The sequence below is a fragment of the Polaromonas sp. P4_H1 genome, from assembly GCF_056400945.1.
The window spans coordinates 166,883-187,160 of record NZ_JBFUKG010000008.1 but is presented as its reverse complement, the minus strand read 5'-3'; the positions used below and the strand labels follow the sequence as shown (position 1 = coordinate 187,160).

General features: G+C 65.3%; 18 protein-coding genes and 1 pseudogene. 4 read left to right on the top strand and 15 right to left on the bottom strand.

Annotated elements, in window-relative coordinates:
* Nucleotides 1-17: 17 nt before the first annotated feature.
* From AC1DS5_RS12545 to AC1DS5_RS12505, 9 genes and pseudogenes are all read right to left on the bottom strand, one after another.
* Nucleotides 18-821 (bottom strand): polysaccharide deacetylase family protein, encoded by an 804-nt coding sequence (locus AC1DS5_RS12545; RefSeq protein ID WP_477718589.1) that lies wholly within the window; start codon nt 819-821, stop codon nt 18-20.
* Entirely contained in the window at nt 814-3,162 is a 2,349-nt protein-coding gene (locus AC1DS5_RS12540; RefSeq protein ID WP_477718588.1) for an MMPL family transporter, read from the bottom strand. Before AC1DS5_RS12540 ends, AC1DS5_RS12545 begins: the two co-directional genes overlap by 8 nt.
* Complete coding sequence (locus AC1DS5_RS12535; protein ID WP_477718587.1) at nt 3,159-3,791, bottom strand: LolA-related protein; 633 nt, start codon at nt 3,789-3,791, stop codon at nt 3,159-3,161. The genes AC1DS5_RS12540 and AC1DS5_RS12535 overlap by 4 nt, the downstream gene beginning before the upstream one ends.
* Nucleotides 3,775-4,788 carry an LpxL/LpxP family acyltransferase gene (locus AC1DS5_RS12530; RefSeq protein WP_477718586.1) on the bottom strand — a complete coding sequence of 338 codons (1,014 nt, stop codon included), beginning with the start codon at nt 4,786-4,788 and terminating at the stop codon, nt 3,775-3,777. The genes AC1DS5_RS12535 and AC1DS5_RS12530 overlap by 17 nt, the downstream gene beginning before the upstream one ends.
* Nucleotides 4,785-6,501: pseudogene (locus tag AC1DS5_RS12525) on the bottom strand (AMP-binding protein). Before AC1DS5_RS12525 ends, AC1DS5_RS12530 begins: the two are co-directional and overlap by 4 nt.
* A gap of 27 nt (nt 6,502-6,528) precedes the next feature.
* Nucleotides 6,529-7,188: a COG4648 family protein gene (locus AC1DS5_RS12520; RefSeq protein ID WP_477718585.1), complete on the bottom strand. Its 660-nt coding sequence runs from the start codon at nt 7,186-7,188 to the stop codon at nt 6,529-6,531.
* An 8-nt stretch (nt 7,189-7,196) separates the two neighbouring features.
* The gene (locus AC1DS5_RS12515; RefSeq protein WP_477718584.1) at nt 7,197-7,511 is read right to left on the bottom strand and encodes a phosphopantetheine-binding protein; all 315 of its coding nucleotides are present in this window, start codon (nt 7,509-7,511) and stop codon (nt 7,197-7,199) included.
* A gap of 274 nt (nt 7,512-7,785) precedes the next feature.
* Complete coding sequence (locus AC1DS5_RS12510) at nt 7,786-9,930, bottom strand: sensor histidine kinase (protein WP_477718583.1); 2,145 nt, start codon at nt 9,928-9,930, stop codon at nt 7,786-7,788.
* Between the two features lie 243 nt (nt 9,931-10,173).
* A complete protein-coding gene (locus tag AC1DS5_RS12505; RefSeq protein WP_477718582.1) occupies nt 10,174-11,160 on the bottom strand; it encodes an inositol monophosphatase family protein in 987 nt (328 codons plus the stop codon).
* A gap of 146 nt (nt 11,161-11,306) precedes the next feature.
* Here AC1DS5_RS12505 and AC1DS5_RS12500 point away from each other — a divergent pair, with 146 nt between their 5' ends.
* Nucleotides 11,307-12,113: an RNA methyltransferase gene (locus AC1DS5_RS12500; RefSeq protein WP_477718581.1), complete on the top strand. Its 807-nt coding sequence runs from the start codon at nt 11,307-11,309 to the stop codon at nt 12,111-12,113.
* 10 nt (nt 12,114-12,123) lie between these two features.
* Nucleotides 12,124-12,897 carry a serine O-acetyltransferase gene (gene cysE / locus AC1DS5_RS12495; RefSeq protein WP_477718580.1) on the top strand — a complete coding sequence of 258 codons (774 nt, stop codon included), beginning with the start codon at nt 12,124-12,126 and terminating at the stop codon, nt 12,895-12,897.
* A gap of 19 nt (nt 12,898-12,916) precedes the next feature.
* Here cysE and AC1DS5_RS12490 read toward each other — a convergent pair whose 3' ends face one another.
* From AC1DS5_RS12490 to yjgA, 3 genes are all read right to left on the bottom strand, one after another.
* Nucleotides 12,917-14,212, bottom strand: a complete 1,296-nt coding sequence (locus AC1DS5_RS12490; protein WP_477718579.1) for an amidase — start codon at nt 14,210-14,212, stop codon at nt 12,917-12,919.
* Nucleotides 14,209-14,847, bottom strand: coding sequence for a molybdopterin adenylyltransferase (gene mog / locus AC1DS5_RS12485; RefSeq protein WP_477718578.1), 639 nt, complete (start codon nt 14,845-14,847; stop codon nt 14,209-14,211). Before mog ends, AC1DS5_RS12490 begins: the two co-directional genes overlap by 4 nt.
* 120 nt (nt 14,848-14,967) lie before the next feature.
* Nucleotides 14,968-15,558, bottom strand: a complete 591-nt coding sequence (gene yjgA / locus AC1DS5_RS12480) for a ribosome biogenesis factor YjgA (protein ID WP_477718577.1) — start codon at nt 15,556-15,558, stop codon at nt 14,968-14,970.
* 25 nt (nt 15,559-15,583) lie between these two features.
* On the opposite strand from yjgA, the gene pmbA reads away from it, so the two are divergent.
* Nucleotides 15,584-17,014, top strand: coding sequence for a metalloprotease PmbA (pmbA, locus tag AC1DS5_RS12475; protein WP_477718576.1), 1,431 nt, complete (start codon nt 15,584-15,586; stop codon nt 17,012-17,014).
* A gap of 143 nt (nt 17,015-17,157) precedes the next feature.
* Complete coding sequence (locus AC1DS5_RS12470) at nt 17,158-17,853, top strand: DUF4399 domain-containing protein (protein WP_477718575.1); 696 nt, start codon at nt 17,158-17,160, stop codon at nt 17,851-17,853.
* Nucleotides 17,854-17,874: 21 nt separating this feature from the next.
* Here the strand turns inward: AC1DS5_RS12470 and AC1DS5_RS12465 are convergent, their stop codons facing one another.
* The 3 genes from AC1DS5_RS12465 to AC1DS5_RS12455 form a co-directional block, all read right to left on the bottom strand.
* Nucleotides 17,875-18,321 carry a GatB/YqeY domain-containing protein gene (locus tag AC1DS5_RS12465; protein WP_477718574.1) on the bottom strand — a complete coding sequence of 149 codons (447 nt, stop codon included), beginning with the start codon at nt 18,319-18,321 and terminating at the stop codon, nt 17,875-17,877.
* Nucleotides 18,322-18,490: 169 nt separating this feature from the next.
* Nucleotides 18,491-18,703 (bottom strand): 30S ribosomal protein S21, encoded by a 213-nt coding sequence (rpsU, locus tag AC1DS5_RS12460; RefSeq protein ID WP_011484193.1) that lies wholly within the window; start codon nt 18,701-18,703, stop codon nt 18,491-18,493.
* A 271-nt stretch (nt 18,704-18,974) separates the two neighbouring features.
* On the bottom strand, nt 18,975-20,225 hold the full coding sequence (locus tag AC1DS5_RS12455) for a BaiN/RdsA family NAD(P)/FAD-dependent oxidoreductase (RefSeq protein ID WP_477718573.1): 1,251 nt from the start codon (nt 20,223-20,225) through the stop codon (nt 18,975-18,977).
* Nucleotides 20,226-20,278: the final 53 nt, after the last annotated feature.

The following is a 20,278-nucleotide window of genomic DNA, read 5'->3' as shown; positions in this document are numbered from 1 at the left end:
CCGGCAACAGCGGGTGGTCATGACAGGGCCTGGCGCAAGGTGACAACACGCAGACCGGCGGCTGCAGCGGCGTCGAGCACGGCGGGCAGCACTTCAAGAATGATCGGGACACCCCGGGATGTGCGCGCGGCATGGCCATCGTGCAGCAGCAGGATGGCGCCCGCCCGCAGGCCGCGCAGCAGGCTGCTTTTCACGCGCTCGGCATCGTCGATGCGGGTGTCGAAACCCCGCGCGGACCAGCTGGCGAGCCTGAGCCCGAACCGGGCCAGTACCGGCTCCAGAAAGGGGTTGCGCAAGCCGGCCGGGGCACGGAAGAACAAGGGGCGCTGACCGCAGATCCGGGTGAGCGTCTCTTGCGCGGCGTGCAGTTCCCGCGCCAGGCCGCGTGGGCCCATCACGGAAAAATAATGGCGGTGATGCTGGCTGTGGTTTTCGACGGCATGTCCGCGGCTGACGATTTCGCGGCACAGGTCCGGGTAGCGCGCGGCCAGTTCGCCGATGCAGAAAAAGGTGGCCTGCACCGCATGGCGATCCAGCAGGTCCAGCACCTGCGGGGTGACGACGGGGTCGGGGCCATCATCGATGGTCAGGGCGATTTCATTTCTGGCCGTGGCGGCGGCGGGCAGCCGTGTCCAGTTCGGCCCCAGCCAGTGGCTGCGCGGCCACAGGCCAGCGGCGGCAATCAGCAGGTGATTGGCCACCACGGCGGCCAGCGCCCAGGGCCACAGCCCGGGTACGGTGACGACGGCGACCAGCGCCAGCCCATGCAGCGCAAGGGATGCGCGGATCAGCGGCGTGGAGTGCCAACGCGGATCAGGCACGGGATGGCCTCGCAAAAATCGCTGCGTACACCAGCGCCAGGATGACGCCCGGTGCCACGGTGACACCCATGGCGTGCAGTATGGATACCTTGGAAAAAGCCAGCAGCCCAAAACCTGCAACGGTGGTGAGGTTGGCCAGCAGCATCGAGGCAAGGGTGCGGTGGGAGATCGGCTCCAGCGGCTCGGGGCGGTCAAAAAACAGCGCGTAGTTGGAGCCCACGGCCACCACCAGCAGCAGGCCCACCAGATGCAGGATGCTCAGTTGCTGGCCAAACAGGGCCAGCCCCGCGGTGACCGTAACCACGGCGGCAGCCAGGGGGGCGATGGTGCGCAACACGCGCTGCGGCGATCGGAACACCACCAGCAGCAGCCCGACAATGGCGACCAGCCCGCCCAGCGAGAGCAGCGTGGCTTCATGCAGGTAGCCCGAATACAGCCGGTCGGATTCGGCTTTCATGTCGACAAACAGCACGTTCGGCAGGCCCGTGGCGCCCAGGGCGGCGCGAATCTTCCCGGCGTTGATGCCGGCGCCTTCAGGGGCCTTGAGCGGCAGCAAGGCCGTCCAGCCGCGGTCTTGCCGGAGCAGCAAGGCATCTACCGCCATGGCCATGGAGGTCCGCTCCAGGTCGCCCGCCTGCAGCAAGGGCCTGCTGCGGGTGACTTCAACGTCGGCAAGAAATGGCGTGAACAGTTGCGCGCGCACCGGCAGCCCCTGAACGGCCTCTGCCAGGCGCACCTGCAGCGGGCCGGGCGGGGGCAGGCTGGCCTGGCGGGCGCGTTGGGTCGCCGCGCTCGGGAGATAGCGGCTGGGGCTTTCAAATCCGGCGAGTTCGCCCTGATCAACCTGCGTCTGCAGCAGCGTGGCCACCTGCTCGGAATAATGCAGCACGGATTCCCGGCTTGTGCCGGACACCACCACCAGGTAACGCACATCAGGCGCGCCCATGTCGGCACGCAGGCGCTCGTCCAGCGCCACCTCAGCTTGCGACACCGGGCTCAACGAGGAAATCTTCTCATTGAGCAAGGTGGCGCGCTGGCTCACGAGGACGGCGCAGGCGCCCAGCAAGAGGATGGCCGCCGGCCAGCGCAGTGCCCCGGCGCGCAGGGTCAAGCGGCTCAGCACGCGGCCTATGGCCGATACATCATGGATGCGAAACTTTGCCGGCAGCAGGTGCGGCAGCACAAAACGGGTCATGGTCGCCGCCGCGACCAGGCCGGCAATCGCATACAGGCCAAGTTGCGCCAGACCCGGAAAGCCCGACAGCAACAGCGATGCAAAGCCGAATATTGAGGTCAGCACGCCGAGCCGCACCGTGGGCCAGAAGCGCTTGACCCAGTTTTGCGGGTCGGCACCGGCCTGTTCGGATTGCACAAAGAGGTAGATCGAATAGTCCACCGCCTCGCCGATCAGCGCCGTGCCGAATCCCAGGGTAATGCCGTGCACCGTCCCAAAGCCCAGGCTCACGGCCGCAATACCGGCCAGCACACCGCTGAGGACGGGTAAAAAACCCAATGCCAGCGCCGTCAGGGAGCGGTAAACCAGCAATAGCAGCGTGGCAATGAGCACGACGCTGATCAGCGACAGGCGGCTGACCTGGCTCTGGATGGTCTCGCGTGAGGTCACGGAAAACACGCCGGGGCCGCTCATCACCAGCCGCGCGGCGGGGCTGGCCTGGGGTGCCGCGTCAAACGCCTGCCGGATGGCGGCCATGGCCCGCTGCTGGGCATCGGTGTCGGAGCCTGCCGCACGTGTTTGCAGCAGCATCAGGGCGCGTGCACCGTCGCGTGAAGCCCAGGCGCCGTCGACCAATGGCGGGCGTTTGCCGCTGTCGAGTTCGCCGAGCAGCTGCACCATTTCACCGGTCGGGTCGCGGGGCAGCAAGGACTTCATCAGCAAGCCGGCCGGCGAGGCCAGCAGGTCGATGCTTTCGCCCAGGGCCGCATGCAGACCCTCGGCGCTGAAGCGTTCAGGCGTCACGGCGGAGCTGAGCAGGTAGCGGTTGTTGAACAGGTAGGCGCGGTCGCGCTCGGTGTTGACGGGCTCGCCATTGTTGACGGAGATAAAAGCAGGATCGGTGCGCAGGCGCTGGGCGACCTCTTTGGAAAGCCTGGCGCGGGTGGGGGCGTCCGCACCTTCGATGCCCACCAGAATCAGGCGCGAGGCCAGGCCCTCACGCAGTTGATCCATCAGCAGTTGCTGCTCGGCCGTGGGATTGCGCGGCAAAAATGCCGACAGGTCGGTGGTGATGGTGGTCCGGCTGATGATGGCGCCGCAGGCCAGCAAAAATGCCAGCCAGATCCAGACCGGCAAGAACTGGCGCCGGAACAACCTTGCCATCATGGCGCGGCCAGCTTGTCGATGAGCATCACCGAGCGGTCCTTGTCGGTCTGCTCGATTTCAATCGACTTCACCTCGGCACGGCTGCCAGCAATGCGGATGCGCTGCACCACGTCCAGCATCTTTGTTTCGATCGGACGCAAGGTCAGCGTCCAGCGCTCCTCGCTGCCTTCCAGGTCCAGGTTGTAGATGCGTTTGAGCGCGACCGTGTCGCCGGCCAGGGTGCCGCGTATGCTTTCGGTGAACGCGGCCAGTTCGGGATGTTCCTGCAGGCTCAGCACCATGCGGCGTTTGCCGCGCTCGACGGTGAGGTTGCCGCCTTCAATCAGCAGCGACTCGGGCCTGGGCTTGAGGGTGCGTTTTTCCAGCCGGTCGGGGGCGGTGTAGAGCAGCTCGCCGGATGATTCCACCGGCTTGTCGAGCAGCGCGATGTATTTGGTTTCGACAAAGCTGGCGCGGCCCGACTTGTTCTGGGCCAGCCCCTGCATCAGCTGCGCCACATCCCAGGCGGCGAGGGCCGGTGCGCAGCACAGGCCCAGCAGCAGGCCGACCCCGGCCAGAAAGACCTTCAGGCCTGGCACGGGCCTGATCATCCGGGATTGCGTTTCTGGCGTTTCAAGCGTTTGAATCATGGGGGGAAACCGGGTTTGCGGCGGGCAACGGATTGTCCGCCAGCCAGAAGTCAAAAAAGTTGAACCAGTTGTACGGCGCCGTGCGGCAATGCTGCTCCAGCAGCAGCGCGTAACGTGCCATCGCGGCCTGCACCGCGGCCTCGCGTCCGCCCGCGGCAATGCTGGAAAAATCGGCCAGCGTTTCAAAGTGGATATCGTAGCGATTGCCGCCACGGTACAGCCCGACCATGAAAAACACCGGACGCCGCAAGATGGCCGCCATCCGGAACGGCCCCACGGGAAACTCGGCGGGCTCGCCAAGAAACGGCACGGGACGGGTTGCGTCACGGTTCAGGCGGCGGTCGGCGAGCATGCCGACAACGCTGCCGGCCGACAGCAGGTCGTTGACGCGGAGCATCGAATCGGCATGGCCCAGCGGGACGATGTCCTGCTGCGCTGCCGGGTTGATGGCGCTCAGGGCGGCGTTGAGTTTGCGCGCGTTTTCCTCGTACATCACCATGGCCACGCGCAGGCCGGGTTGCCGGCGACCGATAGCGCGCAGGACTTCAAAACTGCCGGCATGGGCGCCCATCAAAAACACGCCTTGGTGCGCAGCGGTGAGTTCAGCCACCAGGTGTTCCTGGTGAACGCGGATGTCGAACAGGTTGAAGCGGTCGTTGATCAGGTAGATCCGGTCATGAATGGTCGAGGCAAAGCTCAAAAAGTGCCGGAAAACATGGCGCCAGCCGACCCGTGCAGCACCGGGCAGCCCGAGCACGCGGCGCAGGTAATCCCGGGAGGCCCGGCGCGCCGCCGCGTCGGCAAGCAGGAAATAGGCAGCGATGCCGTAAAGCACAAAGCGGCCGGCACTGCGGCCCAAACGCAGCGAAATCCACGTCATCACGCGCAGCATCAGCATGTTGCTGGGCTCCGGGCGTTGCCGCCAGGCGGCTTGTTGCTTCGTCCCGTCGGGCGACCGGAGCGAGCCTTCTGGTGGGTGGCCCGGCGAAGGGTTCATGGAGTGGTCCCGAAGACAAAAGTGCCGCTCGCCACCGGGCGTTGGCCGCAGGCGATCTCAAAGCGGGCGGGGCCCTTGTCGGTGCGGGTGTAGGCGATGGTCAGTGTCTCGCCGGGCTGCACCGGGCTCAGGAATTTGGCCGAGGCAATCTGGCAATGCAGGGCTGGCCCGGCCGCCGGTTGCTCGCCCGGGGTCTGGCGCGCCTGCTCCACCGCATGCAGGGCCGCATCGAGCAGCACCACGCCCGGCACAATCGGCCTGCCCGGAAAGTGCCCGGGGAACGCCGGGTGATCGGCGGCAATGGTCAAGGTGGTTTCACCCCGCATGGTGGCCCGCTCCCCGGCCCGCAGGCGCCTGATGCAGCCGGGCCAGCGCCTGGAGCGCTTCGCGCGGGAGTTTTCCGGTGCTGTTGCGCGGCAGGGCGTCCAGCAACACCAGGGGGCGTGGCAGGAAGACCGGGTCAATGCGCTCTTTCAGCGCAGCCTGCAGTTCGGCAGCCGACAGGCCGGGCGCTACCGCAAAGGCCATCAGGCGCACCACGGCGCCGTCACTGCTGTCGTCGGGCATGAAAAAAGCGCCGTCCAGCACGCCGGAAATGCAGGTCAGTTGATGGTTCAGGTAGGCCAGCGAATTGCGCTTGCCGGCGATGTTGATCAGGTCGCCCAGGCGCCCATGCAGCAAAAACCGCCGGTCGTCGATCAGCTCGAGCACGTCGTGCATGGGCATGGCCTGCGCGACATGGCCCCCGCCAGCCCAGATGCGGTCGCCCCGCGGCGTCAGGCTGACGTCGGGGAACAGTTCCCACTCACGGGTCTGGGCGCTTCGCCGCGAGGCGATCTGGCCGGTTTCGGTGGAGCCGTAAATTTCAAATAGCGGGGCGGCAAAACGGCTTTCGCAGGTTTGCGCCAGTTGGGGCTCCAGGGGCGCGGTGGCCGACAAGAGCAGGTCCAGCGCAGGCAGGTCAGCGCCTGAGGACATCAACACCCGTAAATGCACGGGCGTGGTGACGAGCAGCCGGGGGCGGGCGACGGCGCGGATGGCACTGACGATGTCGGCGGGGTAAAACGGGTGTCCGGCGTGGATGGCCGCGCCGCTTTGCAGCGGCAACAGCACCGTGGATTCAAAGCCGAACATATGCTGGGGCGGCACGGTGCCCACAATGCTGTAAGGGCGGCCTTCATCCAGGCCCAGGCCCAGGCCCAGGCCCAGCCGCAGCGCCTCGGCGCGAGCACCCTGCGCCAGCGCCCCCCAGGTCTTGCGGTGCGGCAGCGGCACGCCGGTCGAGCCCGAAGTGAACACATCGGCCACCGGCTGGTCACCGGGAAGGTGCGGAATGTCGCAGGGCGCGTCAGCGTCGACCTCTGCCGGACCTTGTGCAAAGGCTTCCTGGTAAACAAAGCGCGGCAGGCTTATCTCATGAAAGGTGTCGGACAGGCAGAACACATCGGGTGCAATGGCCTGCATCTGGCGCATCATTTCCGGCGTGTGGGTTGGCGGCAGCAGGCTGATTTTCCGGGTCAGCAGCGCAGCGCCCAGACCCACGGTGAAGTGATAGCGGTCGGTGCAGGCATTGAGCATGTGCTTGCCGGCCGGCAGCGCGGCAGCCAGATGCCGGACGTCGCCGAGAAACTGGCGCACGGTGATGCCCTGGCCGTCGCGCCAGGCCAGGATGTCGTCAGAACTGCGGTGGGTCAGGAGCGCAAAAGTGGGCATGGACAAAGGCGGCTTCTCAGGAACTTCTCAGGAAGATGGCGGCAGCCCGCCCGAGCTGGCCTGGCGGTAGGCGCGAATGGCCTCCAGCGGCCCGGCCCGGTCGGCGGGCGCCAGAAGGCACAGGCGTGCCACGTACTCCGCCGCAAACATGACGATCAGCAATGGCAGGTTCAGCAGGTTGGCAAAGGCTGACCAGATGGCGACCGGCGCCAGCCAGAACAGCAGCAGCGACAGGGCCGTCATCGCACCGAAATACAGCGTCCAGGCCCAGGTGACCTGGCGGGTGTAGCGCGCCAGCGCGGGTGACAGGTGGCCATGCACGATGGCTGCGAAACGCGACACCATCGGGACCTGGCCGGCGCGCAGCGTGCGGCCGAAGGCCAGGCCGAGCAAGGCTTGTATGCCTGCGTGCTGCAGCAGAAAAACCCAGTTGTAGTGCTGCACCAGCCAGTCCGCCATGCCGTAGAGAGTGGCCGAGCCCGCCAGACACAGCAGCAGCATCCAGGGCCGCTGCGGCGAACGCCAGGCCAGCACCAGCGCCAGGCCAATCAGCGGCGCAATGGCCACGGCCGCATCAAGCAGGTCGGGGGTGGGGTCCGCCGCCGCCAGATGGGCGAGGATGGAGTAGGCAGCGCAGAAGGCGGCAATGGCCGCCCAGCGAGCGCTGCGCAGCAGTGTTGCCTTCAAGCCGGGTTTCACTTCGTTCTTTGCAGCGCGATGTGTTCGCTCAGGCTGCGCAGCGACTGGAAGATGGCGGTGTTGTCTTCATGGTCTGCGCGCAGCTGCAGGCCGTAGCGTTTGGACACTACCAGGGCGATCTCCAGGATGTCGATCGAATCGAGGCCCAGGCCGTCGCCATACAGCGCATCGTCGGGCTGGATGTCGGCGGCTGCTGTTTCGAGGTTGAGCGAGGAAACCACCAGTTCGGCGACTTCGCGCATCAGTGCGGCATCGGCTGCAGGGGTGGTAGCTGGTTGTGAGGAAGATTCAGGCATCGAGGACATGGACATGGGTTTTCAGAATTTTCGGGTGACGCGCCGGGGGTGCCTGCACCAAGGTTCGGTTATGTTTTTATGTTTTGATGGTAACTGACATTCACTGCCTGTCATCAGCGGGGTCGCTGCAGGTGTACAGCCCTGCAGGGCGCCAGCCGCAGACGAAACAAGACGTAACCCGTGTGATTGGCGCACGCCGCTTTTTGGACTGCCGCGACGGGGCTGGTGAAACAGAAGGCGCAAAGTGGCCGGAACGAGCCGGGCTTTGCGTGGAATGCCCCGTATTATCCTATGGATGCGCCAGCGCGGCCGGCCCCAGCGTGAACGCGAATGTCGTACGTTCGCCCGGCGTCGACTCGGCACGGATGCGCCCGCCATGGCGCTCGATCAGCCGCTTGACGATGGACAGGCCCACGCCGGTGCCGGCGAAATCTTCAGCGCGGTGCAGGCGCTGGAAAGGCGCGAACAGCTTGTCCGACTGGGCCGCATCAAACCCCACGCCGTTGTCGCGCACGAAAATTTCGGTGCCGTGCGGCCCCTCCTGCGTGCCGATCTCCACGCGCGGCGGGCTTTGCCCGGCGGAAAACTTCAACGCATTGCCGATCAGGTTGTTGAAGACCTGGCCCATCAGCGTCGGGTCGGCCTGCACCACGGGCAGCGGGCCGGCACTGATGTGGCTGTTCGGACAGGCTGGTGCCAGCTCGCGTACCAGCTTGCCCACCAGCTCGTTGAGATCGACCGGCCGGAAGGTCATCTCCACGCGCTCGGCGCGTGAGCACGCCAGGATGTCCTCGATCATGCGATCCATCATCGCCGCCCCGGCGATGATGCGGGCCAATTTGTGACGCCCGCTGTCGGACAGGGCGGATGCTTCCGAGCGTTCCAGCAGCATGGCAAAGCCGTTGACGGTGCGCAGCGGGCCACGCAGGTCGTGCGACACGCTGGCGCTGAAGGCTTCCAGGTCGCTGACGGTGCGCTCCAGCGCCGCCGTGCGTTCCTTGACCAGTGCTTCCAGGTGATGGCGGTGGAGGTCCAGTTCGGCGCTGATGCGGCTGCGCTCGGTGATGTCGCGCGAGATGCCGAAGACGCCGGTCACCTCGCCCGCCGTGTTGCGCAAGGGGCCCTTGGTCGTGAGGAAGGTGGACAGCCCGCGCGGAGTGGGGAGTTCCACCTCGTAGCTGACGGTGCGGCCCTGCGTCATGGCTCGCGCATCGCTGGCGGCCAGGCGGGCGGCTTCGGCGGGCGGAAACAGCGCGCGGTCGTCGTTGCCAATGATTTCTTCCATTGTTTTGCCCAAGGCCTCGCAACCCGCCTTGTTGCACAGCAGGTAGCGGCCTGCCCTGTCCTTGGCGAAAATCGAGTCGGTCGAGCCCTGCGCGATGGCATCCAGCAGTTGCAGCGCGCGCAATTTCTCTTCCTGGTGGGCGCGTTCGATGCGCGCAAACTGCAGGGCCTGACGCTCGCGGAACCAGTAGGCGCCCACCCCCATCGCAAGCAGCGCCAGCACCCCCGCTGCGGCGATCCACAGCGCGTTGCGCCACGCATCGGCATAGGCCTCGTCGTGGTCGATCTTGGCCATCAGGAACCAGTCCGTGCCCGCTATCGGGCGGAGCACGCCCAGCACCGGTTGGCCCCGGAAGTCCAGTGCGTCGACGGCCTGGCCGAGCGGCACATCGCCGCGTATGACCTTGGCCGCCAGCAGGTCGGGCGAGGACAGCGGCAAGCGGCTTCTCGAATGGGGCTCGACCAGAAAGTCGCCTTCGCGCCGCACCAGCACGGAGGTCGCACTGCGGCTGGGCAGCGGCCATTCGCGCAGCGTCGGAAACAGAAAGTCACGGGGGTCAAGTCTCACCACCAGTGCTGCGCGCGCCGGCGTGCCGGCGAGGTTGAATGGCGACACCACGTCGATCCGCGGTGCCGGCGGCGCGCCATCGTGCCCGTAGAGATCGGTGTACTGTGGTTTGCCGCTGTCAATGGCTCGCCGGGCCGCTTCGCGCAGGAGGGGCGACGCTTGCTGTTCCGCGTTGGGCGTGCCGGCGACGATCTGGCCTTGATCGTCCATCACCAGCACGCTGTGGCCTCCGCTGGCCTGGAGAAATTGGGACAAACGGAACAACAGCCGGTCATGGGCAGTGGTTTCACCCCCATCGCGCCAGCGCAAGTAGAGTTCGACCATCGGGCTGTGGCCGGCGAACTCTGCCCGACCGATACGCTCCTGCAACCAGGTGGTGACCTGGCCGGCGCGCAGGGTGGCCATGGCCTCGATGCGGGCGGCCTCGCGTTCACGGTACTGGTCGTAGCTTTCCGCAATGGTCCATGCCGTCAGCGCCACGACGGCGGCCATCAAGAGCGACAAGGGCCAAAACAACGCCCGAACTCCTGCGACTGCGGCGCGGGTCGGCGCAGGCGTCTGGACTGGGCTGTCGTTGGCCATATTCAGGTCCTCCGAACCCACCCGGGCAACTCGACTGCCTACCGGGAGGGCACCTTACTGGCATCGAACCCGCAGCAGGGCTGTCGTGGTTCCGGGGTCATTCTAGTCCGCGGCTTTACATTCGGGCAAGCGCGGCCGCGCCAGGTGCGGCGCCGTTTTCTTGCCGGCGCTGGCCGGTCAGGGCGGCGTTGCCGGCCGGTTTCTTCAGGGTGTGGCTGAAAGAGGCCTCACCGGGGGGGGCTCTCAGAGCTTGGGGCCGGCGGCAGGTATTTTTCGCGCACGGGTGAGGGTTCGCGCAGGCGGCGGTGCGGCGCCGGCGTCTGCCGCCGGGGCCGGTTCGGCCTCTTCTTCGGCCCCATCCACGGCCGGGCGGTCGCTGGAACGCTCGACAGCGTGTGCGACCTGCATCTTCTGGGCGGCGCCGGCAAACTTGCTGTATTTGGCCAGCGTGGCCACCATCTGGCCGTAAATGCGCGGGTTGCCGGCCAGGCATTCGCCATGGTCCATGAAGTCGGCTTCGCCGGTCAGGTTGCCGATCAGGCCGCCGGCTTCGGTGACGAGCAACGAGCCGGCCGCCACGTCCCAGGGTTTGAGGCCGGTTTCAAAGAAGCCGTCGCTGTAGCCGGCCGCGACATAGGCCAGGTCGAGCGCTGCCGCGCCGGGACGGCGCACACCGGCGCACTGGCTCATGATTTCGCCCAGCATGTTGAGATAGGTTTTGAGCTTGTCGCCGGGACGGTAAGGAAAACCGGTGCCGATCAGGCACTCCTGCAGTCGGGTGCGCTTGGCCACGCGGATGCGGCGGTCGTTGAGGTAGGCACCACGGCCCCGGGTGGCGCAAAACAGGTCGTTGCGGGTGGGGTCGTAGACCACCGCCTGCTCGATCTTGCCCTTGACGGCCAGCGCGATGCTGACGCAGTACACGGGAAAACCGTGGATGAAGTTGGTGGTGCCGTCCAGCGGGTCGATGATCCACACGAATTCGGAGTCTTTGGCGCCATGCTCGCTGCCCGATTCTTCGGCCAGAATGCCGTGGCCGGGGTAGGCCGTCAGCAGGGTTTCGATGATCGCGGCTTCAGCGGCCTGGTCGACTTCAGTGACGAAATCGTTGGTCTGCTTGACCGAGACGCGAACGGCTTCGACATCAAGGGCGGCGCGGTTGATGATGGCGCCGGCGGCGCGCGCAGCCTTGATGGCCACGTTGAGCATGGGGTGTAGATTGCTGGACATAAAGGGTAAGAAAGAGCGGGCAGAAAGCTGCGACCAGGACTGCGGCCCGGTAACCGGGGCAGGCGACAATATCCCCATTTTACCGGCATCGCCCGAATAGCCCCTGAAACAGGACGGCGAGAGCCGCCCCATTGCAACATTTACCGATGAAAACCCGTTTTGTCCTGATCAACACCAGCCACGCCGGCAATGTGGGCGCTGCGGCGCGCGCCATGAAGGTCATGGGCTTTGACGACCTGGTGCTGGTGGCGCCGCGCTGGGCGAACGTACTGAACCGTGAAGAAACCATCCAGCGGGCCAGCGGCGCGCTCGATGTCCTGAAAAATGCCCGGATTGTGGCCACGCTGGATGAGGCGCTCGATGGCATGGCCCACCTGTGTGCCACCGCCATGACGCCGCGCGACTTTGGCCCGCCGACCCGTGCGCCGCGCGAGCACTTCAGTAAATTGCTATTAAACGATGAGCCTTCGTCGTCCGAAAATAAAGGTCTGCAACCCGATTCGGTGGCCTTCCTGTTTGGCTCTGAGCGGTTTGGCATGCAAAACGACGATGTGTACCGCTGCCATGTGGCCCTGAGCATTCCGACAGACCCGAAGTTCGGCTCGCTCAACCTGGGCGCCGCGGTGCAGTTGATCGCCTATGACTGGCGCCAGGCGCTGGGGGGCTTTGCCGTGCAGCCGGCCACGCCTGAGTCCAAACTGGCGGACGCCGCCGAGGTGGCCGGCATGCTCGGGCACTGGGAAAAAGCGCTCACCGACATTGGTTTTCTGGACCCGGCCTCACCCAAGAAACTGATGCCGCGACTGAACCAGCTGTTCAACCGGGCGCAGCTCAGCCCCGAGGAGATCCACATCCTGCGCGGCGTGGCCAAGGCCATGTCGAGGACGGCGAATAAAGCTGTGCCGTCCGCGGTCAAAACGCCCGCGCCAGCAGACACGCTGGACCACCAGTAGACTCGGAGCCATGTTTTCCAGACTCCGCTCCGACATCCAGTGCATCCTCGACCGCGACCCCGCCGCCCGTACGGCCTGGGAAGCGCTGACCTGCTACCCGGGCCTGCATGCCCTGGTCCTGCATCGCCGCGCGCACTGGTGCTGGAACCACGGCTTCAAATGGCTGGGCCGCTTCATCTCGCATCTCTCGCGCTGGTTCACCGGCATTGAGATCCACCCCGGCGCCAAAATTGGCGAGCGCGTGTTTTTCGACCATGCCATGGGCGTGGTGGTGGGAGAAACCGCCGAAATCGGCGATGGCTGCACGATCTACCAGGGCGTGACGCTGGGCGGTACCTCGCTCTACAAGGGTGCCAAGCGGCATCCGACCCTGGGCAAGGACGTGGTGGTCAGCGCCGGCGCCAAGGTGCTGGGCGGTTTCCTGGTCGGCGACGGCGCCAAGATCGGCAGCAACGCGGTGGTGATCAAGCCCGTGCCCGCCGGGGCCACGGCCGTGGGCATCCCGGCGCGCATCATTCCGTCCAAAACCGGTGAAAGCGCTGACGTCACGACGACCCCATTTTCGGCCTACGGCATCACGCTGGAAGACGACCCGCTGTCGCAGGCCATGCACGGCCTGATCGACAACGCGGCGGGGCAGGAGCACCAGATCTCGATGCTCTGGCAGGCAATTGAAAAGCTTTCCGGGCCTCAGGCCACCAGCACCCGGGAGTGCGTACCCAAGGATGCAGCGCTGCACGAGACCTTTGAAGCCGACAAGCTGAACCAGTTGGTCGGAAAATAAGCCCAGGACAACCAGCTTCTCAGGTCGCGCTCAGCGACCGTTCCAGAAAGTCGGCGGCTTCAAGGCAGGCACGGTCCGCGTGGGGAGCGCCAATGACCTGCAGGCCCATGGGGCAGCCGTTCACGCCCACGGCGCCCGCCACATTCAAACACGGCAAACCCAGCAGCGTCCAGGCGCGATTAAACGTGGAGGTACCGGTGCTGCCATAGCCCGGCGGTGCTTCGTCGGGGGCGCTGGGCGTCATCAGCACATCAAACTGGCCAAACCAGTCGGCGCAGGCCTGTCGGCCCTGCCACGCGGTCTGCTGCGCGGCTTCATAGGTTTGCGCACTGATGTGGCGCGCAGTCATGAGGTAGTCGCGCAGAATGGCCGACAGCGCCTCGGGTTGCCGGGCCAGCTGGTCAACCTCGCGCGCCAGTGCACGCCAGGCCTCGTAGCCCTGGATCACATCCTGCGCTTCAAACACGTCTTTCATCCAGGCCGGCAGGGTGATGCCCAGCACCTTGGCGCCGGCGGCCCGCAAGGCCTGGCTGCCGGCGTCGATCGCCCGCTGGGCGCTGGGCGATACGGGGCTCCAGGGGTAAGCGTCGGGCACGCCCACCACCCATGACTTTGCAGGTCTTGCCTGCACCGCTGGCAGCGCCAGCGCATGTCCGCTCAAGGCCTGCGCAAACCACGCCACCTCGGCCACGCTGGGGGCGAACAGGCCCACGGTATCGAGCGACCACGAAAAGCATTTGAGGCCGGCTGTCGGCAACAGGCCGAAACTGGGCTTGAAACCCGTGACGCCGCAGTACGATGCGGGGCGAATGATGGAACCGCCGGTTTGCGTGCCAACCGCAAAAGGCACCAGACCCGCGGCGACAGCAGCCGCCGACCCGGCGGAGGAGCCGCCCGGCGTTCGGCCCGGCGCATTCGGGTTGCGCGTGGCGGTGGGATGCAGAAAGGCAAATTCCGTGGTGCTCGATTTTCCGATCACCAGCCCGCCGGCGCGGCGGATCACGCTGACGATGGCCGCGTCACAACGTGGTTGGGCGCCGGCGTAAAGTGCCGAGCCGTAGCTGGTGGGCAGGTCGGCTGTGTCGAAGATGTCCTTCACGGCCACCGGCAGGCCCTGTAGCGGGCCACCGGCTTCCTGGAGCTGCTCCAGCTGCTCGCGCGCGGCGCCGGGGTTCAGCAGCGCGACAAAGGCGCCCAGCGAAGCATTCTGCGCATCAATGCGCGCCAGGGTGTCGGCCAGCAGCGTGGTGGCGTCAAGCTTGCCCGCCGCCAATTGCGCGGCGATGGCAATGGCTGACGGCGCGGCGAGAGTCATGGGGCTGGTATGCCCGGTGTGCTCGGTATGCCCGGGGTACGAATCGCCGACTTGGGCCGGAAGGCCTTGCAAACCGCCGGGTCGGTTTCGAGGTAGGGGCCGCCGATCAGGTCAATGCAATAGGGCACGGCGGCAAAGATGCCGGGCACGACCGACTCGCCGGCTTCATTTTTCAGGCCTTCCAGCGTTTCCTGGATTGATTTGGGCTGGCCGGGCAGGTTGAGGATCAGGCTGTGGTCGCGAATCACCGCGCACTGTCGCGACAGGATGGCGGTGGGCACAAATTTGAGGCTGATCTGCCGCATCTGCTCGCCAAAGCCGGGCATTTCCTTGTGGGCAACTGCCAGCGTGGCCTCCGGTGTCACATCGCGCAGTGCAGGGCCGGTGCCGCCGGTGGTGAGCACCAGCGAGCAGCCGGCATCGACCAGCCCGATCAGCGTCGCGCTGATGCCAGCCTGCTCGTCCGGGATCAGGCGCTCTTCAAAAGTGATGGGGTTGCGCAAGGCGCGGGTCAGCCAGTCCTTGAGCGCCGGCAGGCCCTTGTCGACGTAGACGCCGGTCGAGGCACGGTCGCTGACCGACACGATCCCCACCTTGACGGCGTCGTACATGCCAGGGGCCGGGGTCGCGCTCATTGGTCAACCTCCGCACTACGCGCTGCGGTGCCATTCGCCTTGGGAGCGGCCCGGCGGCTCATGGATTAACCTCCGCGCTGCGCGCTACGGTGCCATTCGCCTTGGGAGCGGCCCGGCGGCTCATGCGTCTGCCTCCGGTGCCATGGCTTGCTTGACCAGCTGGAAAATCTCGCGGTAGGACTTGCCGTGGCGCGGCGCTTCGCCGGGCTTTTCGGGCTTGGCATCCTTGCGGGCCTGGCGGATGAGGGTGCGCAGCTGCTGCGAGTCGGTCGCGGGGTAGGCCGTGAGCCAGTCGCCCAGCGCGTCGTCCGAGGCGATCAGTTTGTCGCGCCACTGCTCGGCCAGGTGCAATTGCAGCGTGAGCTGCGCCGAGCCGCTTTGCTGCTCGTTGATGGCTTCGCGGATCGGGCCGGCATCGAGGGGGCGCATCAGCTTGCCGATGAACTGCATCTGGCGGCGCTTGCCCTCGAAATTGGTGATTTTTTTGGCCTCGGCCAGCGCATCCAGGAGTTTGTCGGGCAAATCCAGTCGGGCCATCAGGTCGGCGCGCAGGGTCAGCAGGGCTTCGCCCAGGGCCTGTTTTTCATCGGCCTCTGCTTTCAGTTGGGTTTTGCTGGGCGGGCCTGTTTCTTCGGCAGCGATTTCTTCGGGTTTGACGAAGCGGCCGTTGGACCAGTATCCCTTGATGGCCTTGGTAGTCTTGGTGTTCATAGCAGTCAGTATCATAGCTACCCATATGACCCAAAAGCCTTCCACCCGCCATTCCACCCCTTCAGCCAGCAGCGTTTCCGGCCTGAAGAGCCGCACCACCCGCGAGCCTGAATCCGGTTTCAGCTACCACCGCGACTTTTTCGAGGAGCTGGTGGACACTGCGCTGGACCATGCGAAGAAGCTGGGCGCCAGCGATGCGGCGGCCGAAGCGTCGGAGGGCTGTGGCCTGTCCGTCAGCGTGCGCAAGGGTGAACTCGAAAACGTGGAACGTAACCGCGACAAGTCACTGGGCATCACGGTGTACATCGGCAAAAAGCGCGGCAACGCGGCCACCAGTGATTTTTCCAAAGCCGCGATCCAGCAGACCGTGAAGGCGGCCTACGATATTGCGCGCTTTACCGCGGAAGATGAGACCTCGGGCCTGCCCGACGACCGCGACATTGCCCGCGAGTACCCGGCGCTGGACCTGTTCCACCCCTGGGCCATCACGTCAGAAGAGGCGGCTCACCTGGCACTGCAATGCGAAGCCGCGGCCATGGGCACCAGCCGGCTGATTACCAACAGCGAGGGAGCTGGCGTGTCGGCCCAGCAAAGCCATTTTTTCAGTGCCCATACCAAGGGATTTCGCGGTGGTTATGCCAGCTCGCGCCACAGCATTTCGGTGGCGCCCATCGCGGGCAAGGGCAACCAGATGCAGCGCGACGCCTGGTACAGCTCCATGCGCGACGCCAGCGAACTGGCCCGCCCCGAGGCAGTGGGCCGTTATGCCGCCGAGCGCGCGCTGGCGCGCCTGAGAAGCCGGAAAATTCCCACCACACAGTGCCCGGTGCTGTTTGAATCACCCCTGGCGGCCGGCCTGCTGGGCGGTTTTGTGCAGGCTGTCAGCGGCGGTGCGCTTTACCGCAAAAGCACGTTTTTGGCGGACAGCCTGGGCAAGGCTGCTTTCCCCAGGCACATCGACATTTACGAGGACCCGCACCTGATCAAGGGCAAGGGCAGCGCGCCCTTTGACGAAGAGGGTGTGAAAACCAGCGCCCGCAAAGTGGTGGATGCCGGCCGGGTGGAAGGGTACTTCCTGAGCACCTACTCGGCGCGCAAGCTGGGCATGCGCACCACCGGCAATGCCGGCGGCTCGCACAACCTCACGCTGACCAGCCGCCACACGCGGGCAGGAGATGACCTGGATGCCATGCTGCGCAAGCTGGGCCGGGGGCTGTTTGTGACCGAACTGATGGGGCAGGGCGTGAACTACGTGACCGGCGACTACTCGCGCGGTGCGTCCGGCTTCTGGGTCGAAAACGGCCGGATTGCCTTCCCCGTTGAAGAAATCACCATTGCCGGCAACCTCAAGGCCATGCTGATGGGGATTGAGTCCGTGGGGGCAGATATGTACACTTATGGTTCTAAATCCGTCGGCTCGATTTTAGTAAATCGTATGAAAGTGGCGGGAACCTAGGTTATAAATTGAATAAAAAAGTACTAATTTCCTCTGCCCTGGCGGCATCGCTTTCCCTGCTTTCGCTGTGCCACGCACAGTCGCCCCCGCCGCCTAATCTGCCTGCGCCAGTCGCTGCACCCTTGCACCCCTGGCAAGCGGCATTGCCCCGGCTCACCGCCGAAGCGTATTTCACCAACCTGCAGGACGGCGCGAAAATCGAGACGCCGTTTCGCATGACCTTCGGGTTGGCGGGTGGCTGGGGGCTGGCGCCCATCAGCAAGCCCATCGCGGGGAAAAGCGGCCACCACCACTTGCTGGTCAATCGCGAACTGCCGCTCGACTTCAAGCAGGCCCTGCCTTTCAATGACCAGTACATCCACTTTGGCAAGGGGCAGATGGAGACGGTGCTGAACCTGGCGCCAGGCGTCTATTCGCTGCGGCTGCTGCTGGCCGATGACAAGCACCTGCCGCATTTCGTCTACAGCAAGCCCTTGAATATCACGGTGACGCGCCACAACAAGGACGTGGACCCCAAGAGCCTTGTCAAAAAAGGCATCAGCCTGCTTAACATGGCGCCGGATGCACGGCTGAAGTCGCCTTTCAGGGTGCAGTTTCAGGCTTCCGGGCTTAACGTCGCTCATCTGAGCCAAAAAGAAAAGGACACCGGCCATTTTCGGCTGACGCTGACGCCTCAGGGTGGCCTCAAGCCGGCGGAAATGAATTTTGCCAATGGCCAGTCCGAGGTATGGCTGGCGCCGCCGAGCGGTGCCTACACCCTGAAGCTGGATTTCATGGACAACGTCAACCCGGGAAAAACACTGGTTGAACCGGTGTCGGTGCCTGTGCGGGTGGAGTAGCGCAGGTGGAGTAGTACAGGCTCAACCGGCCAGCGCTGCCTTCACCGCGGCAGACACCTGGCCCATGTCTGCCTTGCCCGCCAGCCGGGTCTTCACGGCGCCCATGACCTTTCCCATGTCACCGGGGCCGCTGGCGCCCAGCTCGGCCACGATGGCTTTGACCGCGGCAGTGACTTCGTCGGCGCTCAGGCGCGCGGGCAGGTAAGCCTGCAGCACTTTCAGTTCGGCCGCTTCCTTGTCGGCCAGGTCGGTGCGTGCGGCCTTCTGGAACGCCTCGATGGAATCCTTGCGCTGCTTCATCAGTTTGTCGACGATGGCGACCACCGCCACATCGTCGAGCACCACGCGCTCGTCAACCTCTTTTTGCTTGATGGCTGCCAGCAGCAGGCGGATGGTGCCCAGGCGCTCCGTGTCCTTGGCGCGCATGGCGGTTTTCATGTCTTCGGTGATCTGGTCTTTGAGTGACATTGCGGGCTCCTGAGGGCGGTGGGGGAATGGGGCGGGGGAACGGGAAGCCAGGGGGGGCAGCGTGAAAGCGGCAAGGCCCGGCAGCAGGAGCAGGTGCCAAAAACACAAAAGCCCGCTAGAGCGTCCTCTGGCGGGCTTTGGGTGGCCGTGAGGCGCTACCGATCGGGGATCAGTACAACTTCTTGGGCAACTGCATGGCGCGGATGCGCTTGTAGTTACGCTTGACGGCGGCAGCCTTCTTGCGCTTGCGCTCGGCCGTTGGTTTTTCGTAAAACTCGCGGGCGCGCAGGTCGGTCAGCAGGCCGAGTTTTTCAATGGTGCGCTTGAAACGGCGCAGAGCCACGTCGAAGGGCTCGTTGTCTTTTACACGGATAGTGGTCATTGATGAATTGATCCAAAAGGTGCATCTTTAAGTGATCTGATCAGGATCAGGCCAGATGCGGGTTTGCTAGCAAAGCCTTGGATTATAGACCAGAAATATGGCCCCCACGCTTGTTCGCTTCGCGTAACTCGCTGCCCCCCGAGGGGGCCGCTGCGCCTGCGGTCTGGCAAAGCCAGTCCCGCGGCCCCGGCTGGGTTGGAGAGTCCCCACGTCGCTCACTGCGTGTAGCTCCGTCCCCCCGAGGGGCGCTGCTGAGGGGCTGCGGATCGGATCAGGCCGACATCCCGGTTTGGCGCTGCGCCAGTGCCTGCGCACAGGCGAAAGCCGACGCCCAGGCCCACTGGAAGTTGTAGCCGCCCAGCCAGCCGGTCACGTCGACCACTTCGCCGATGAAATACAGGCCCGGCTGCTTCGACTCCATGGTTTGCGAGGACAGGTCGCGGGTGTCGACGCCGCCGACGGTGACTTCCGCCTTTTTGTAGCCTTCCGAGCCGGTGGGCACAAGCTCCCAGTCAGCCAGGCGCTGCGCCAGCGCCAGCAGGGCCTTGTCGGTGGCCTCGCTGATAGGGCGCTGCAGCGCCGGGTCCTGGCTAGCCCAGGCGTCTGCCAGGCGGCTGGGCACCAGGCTGGCCAGTTCGTTGGCGATCAGTTTTTTCGACGTGGCCTTGGCGCGCAGCAGCAACGCGGGCAAATCAACGCCGGGCGCAAGGTTGACGCGTACCGGCTGGCCTTCGCGCCAGAAACTGGAAATCTGCAGCACCGCCGGGCCGCTCAGCCCGCGGTGGGTGAACAGCAGGTCTTCCGAAAACACCACCGCCTTTTTGCGCTGTTTGGGCGTGGCCTCCAGCGGGCTGGTGTCAATCCGTACCGGCAGCGCCAGGCCTGCCAGCCCGGCATAAGGCGCCCAGCCATCCCCGTCAAAGGTCAGTGGCACCAGGGCGGCCCGGGGCTCCACCAGGCGCAGGTTGAACTGCCTGGCGATGCGGTAACCGAAATCGGTGGCACCGATTTTGGGAATGGAGAGCCCGCCCGTGGAAATGACCACCTGCCGGGCTTCGATGGGACCGCGGTCGCTCTGCATCAGATAGCTGCCTGTGCCCGTCTGCTCCGGGCCGGCCATGCTTTTGATGCTGCAGGGCTGCCACCGTGTCACCTGGCCGGCAGCGCACTCGGCCAGCAGCAGGTTGATCACGTCTTCGGCCGAATGGTCGCAAAAGAGCTGTCCCTTGTGCTTTTCATGGAAGGGGATGCCGTAGCGCTGCAGCAGTTCCATGAAGTCCTGCGGCGTGTAGCGCGACAGGGCCGAGCGGCAAAAATGCGGGTTCTCGCTGAGAAATTGCGCCGGGGAGGCCTCGCGGTTGGTGAAGTTGCAGCGGCCGCCGCCCGAGATGCGGATCTTCTCGGCCACCTTTTCGCTGTGGTCGACGAGCAGCACCTTCAGGCCCAGCTGCCCCGCGATCCCGGCGCAAAACAGTCCAGCCGCGCCCGCGCCGATAACCACCACATCAAATTTCTGAGTCAAATTGGCCTCTAGCCCGGGTAATACACAAACGACGAGCGCAAATAGCTATAAAA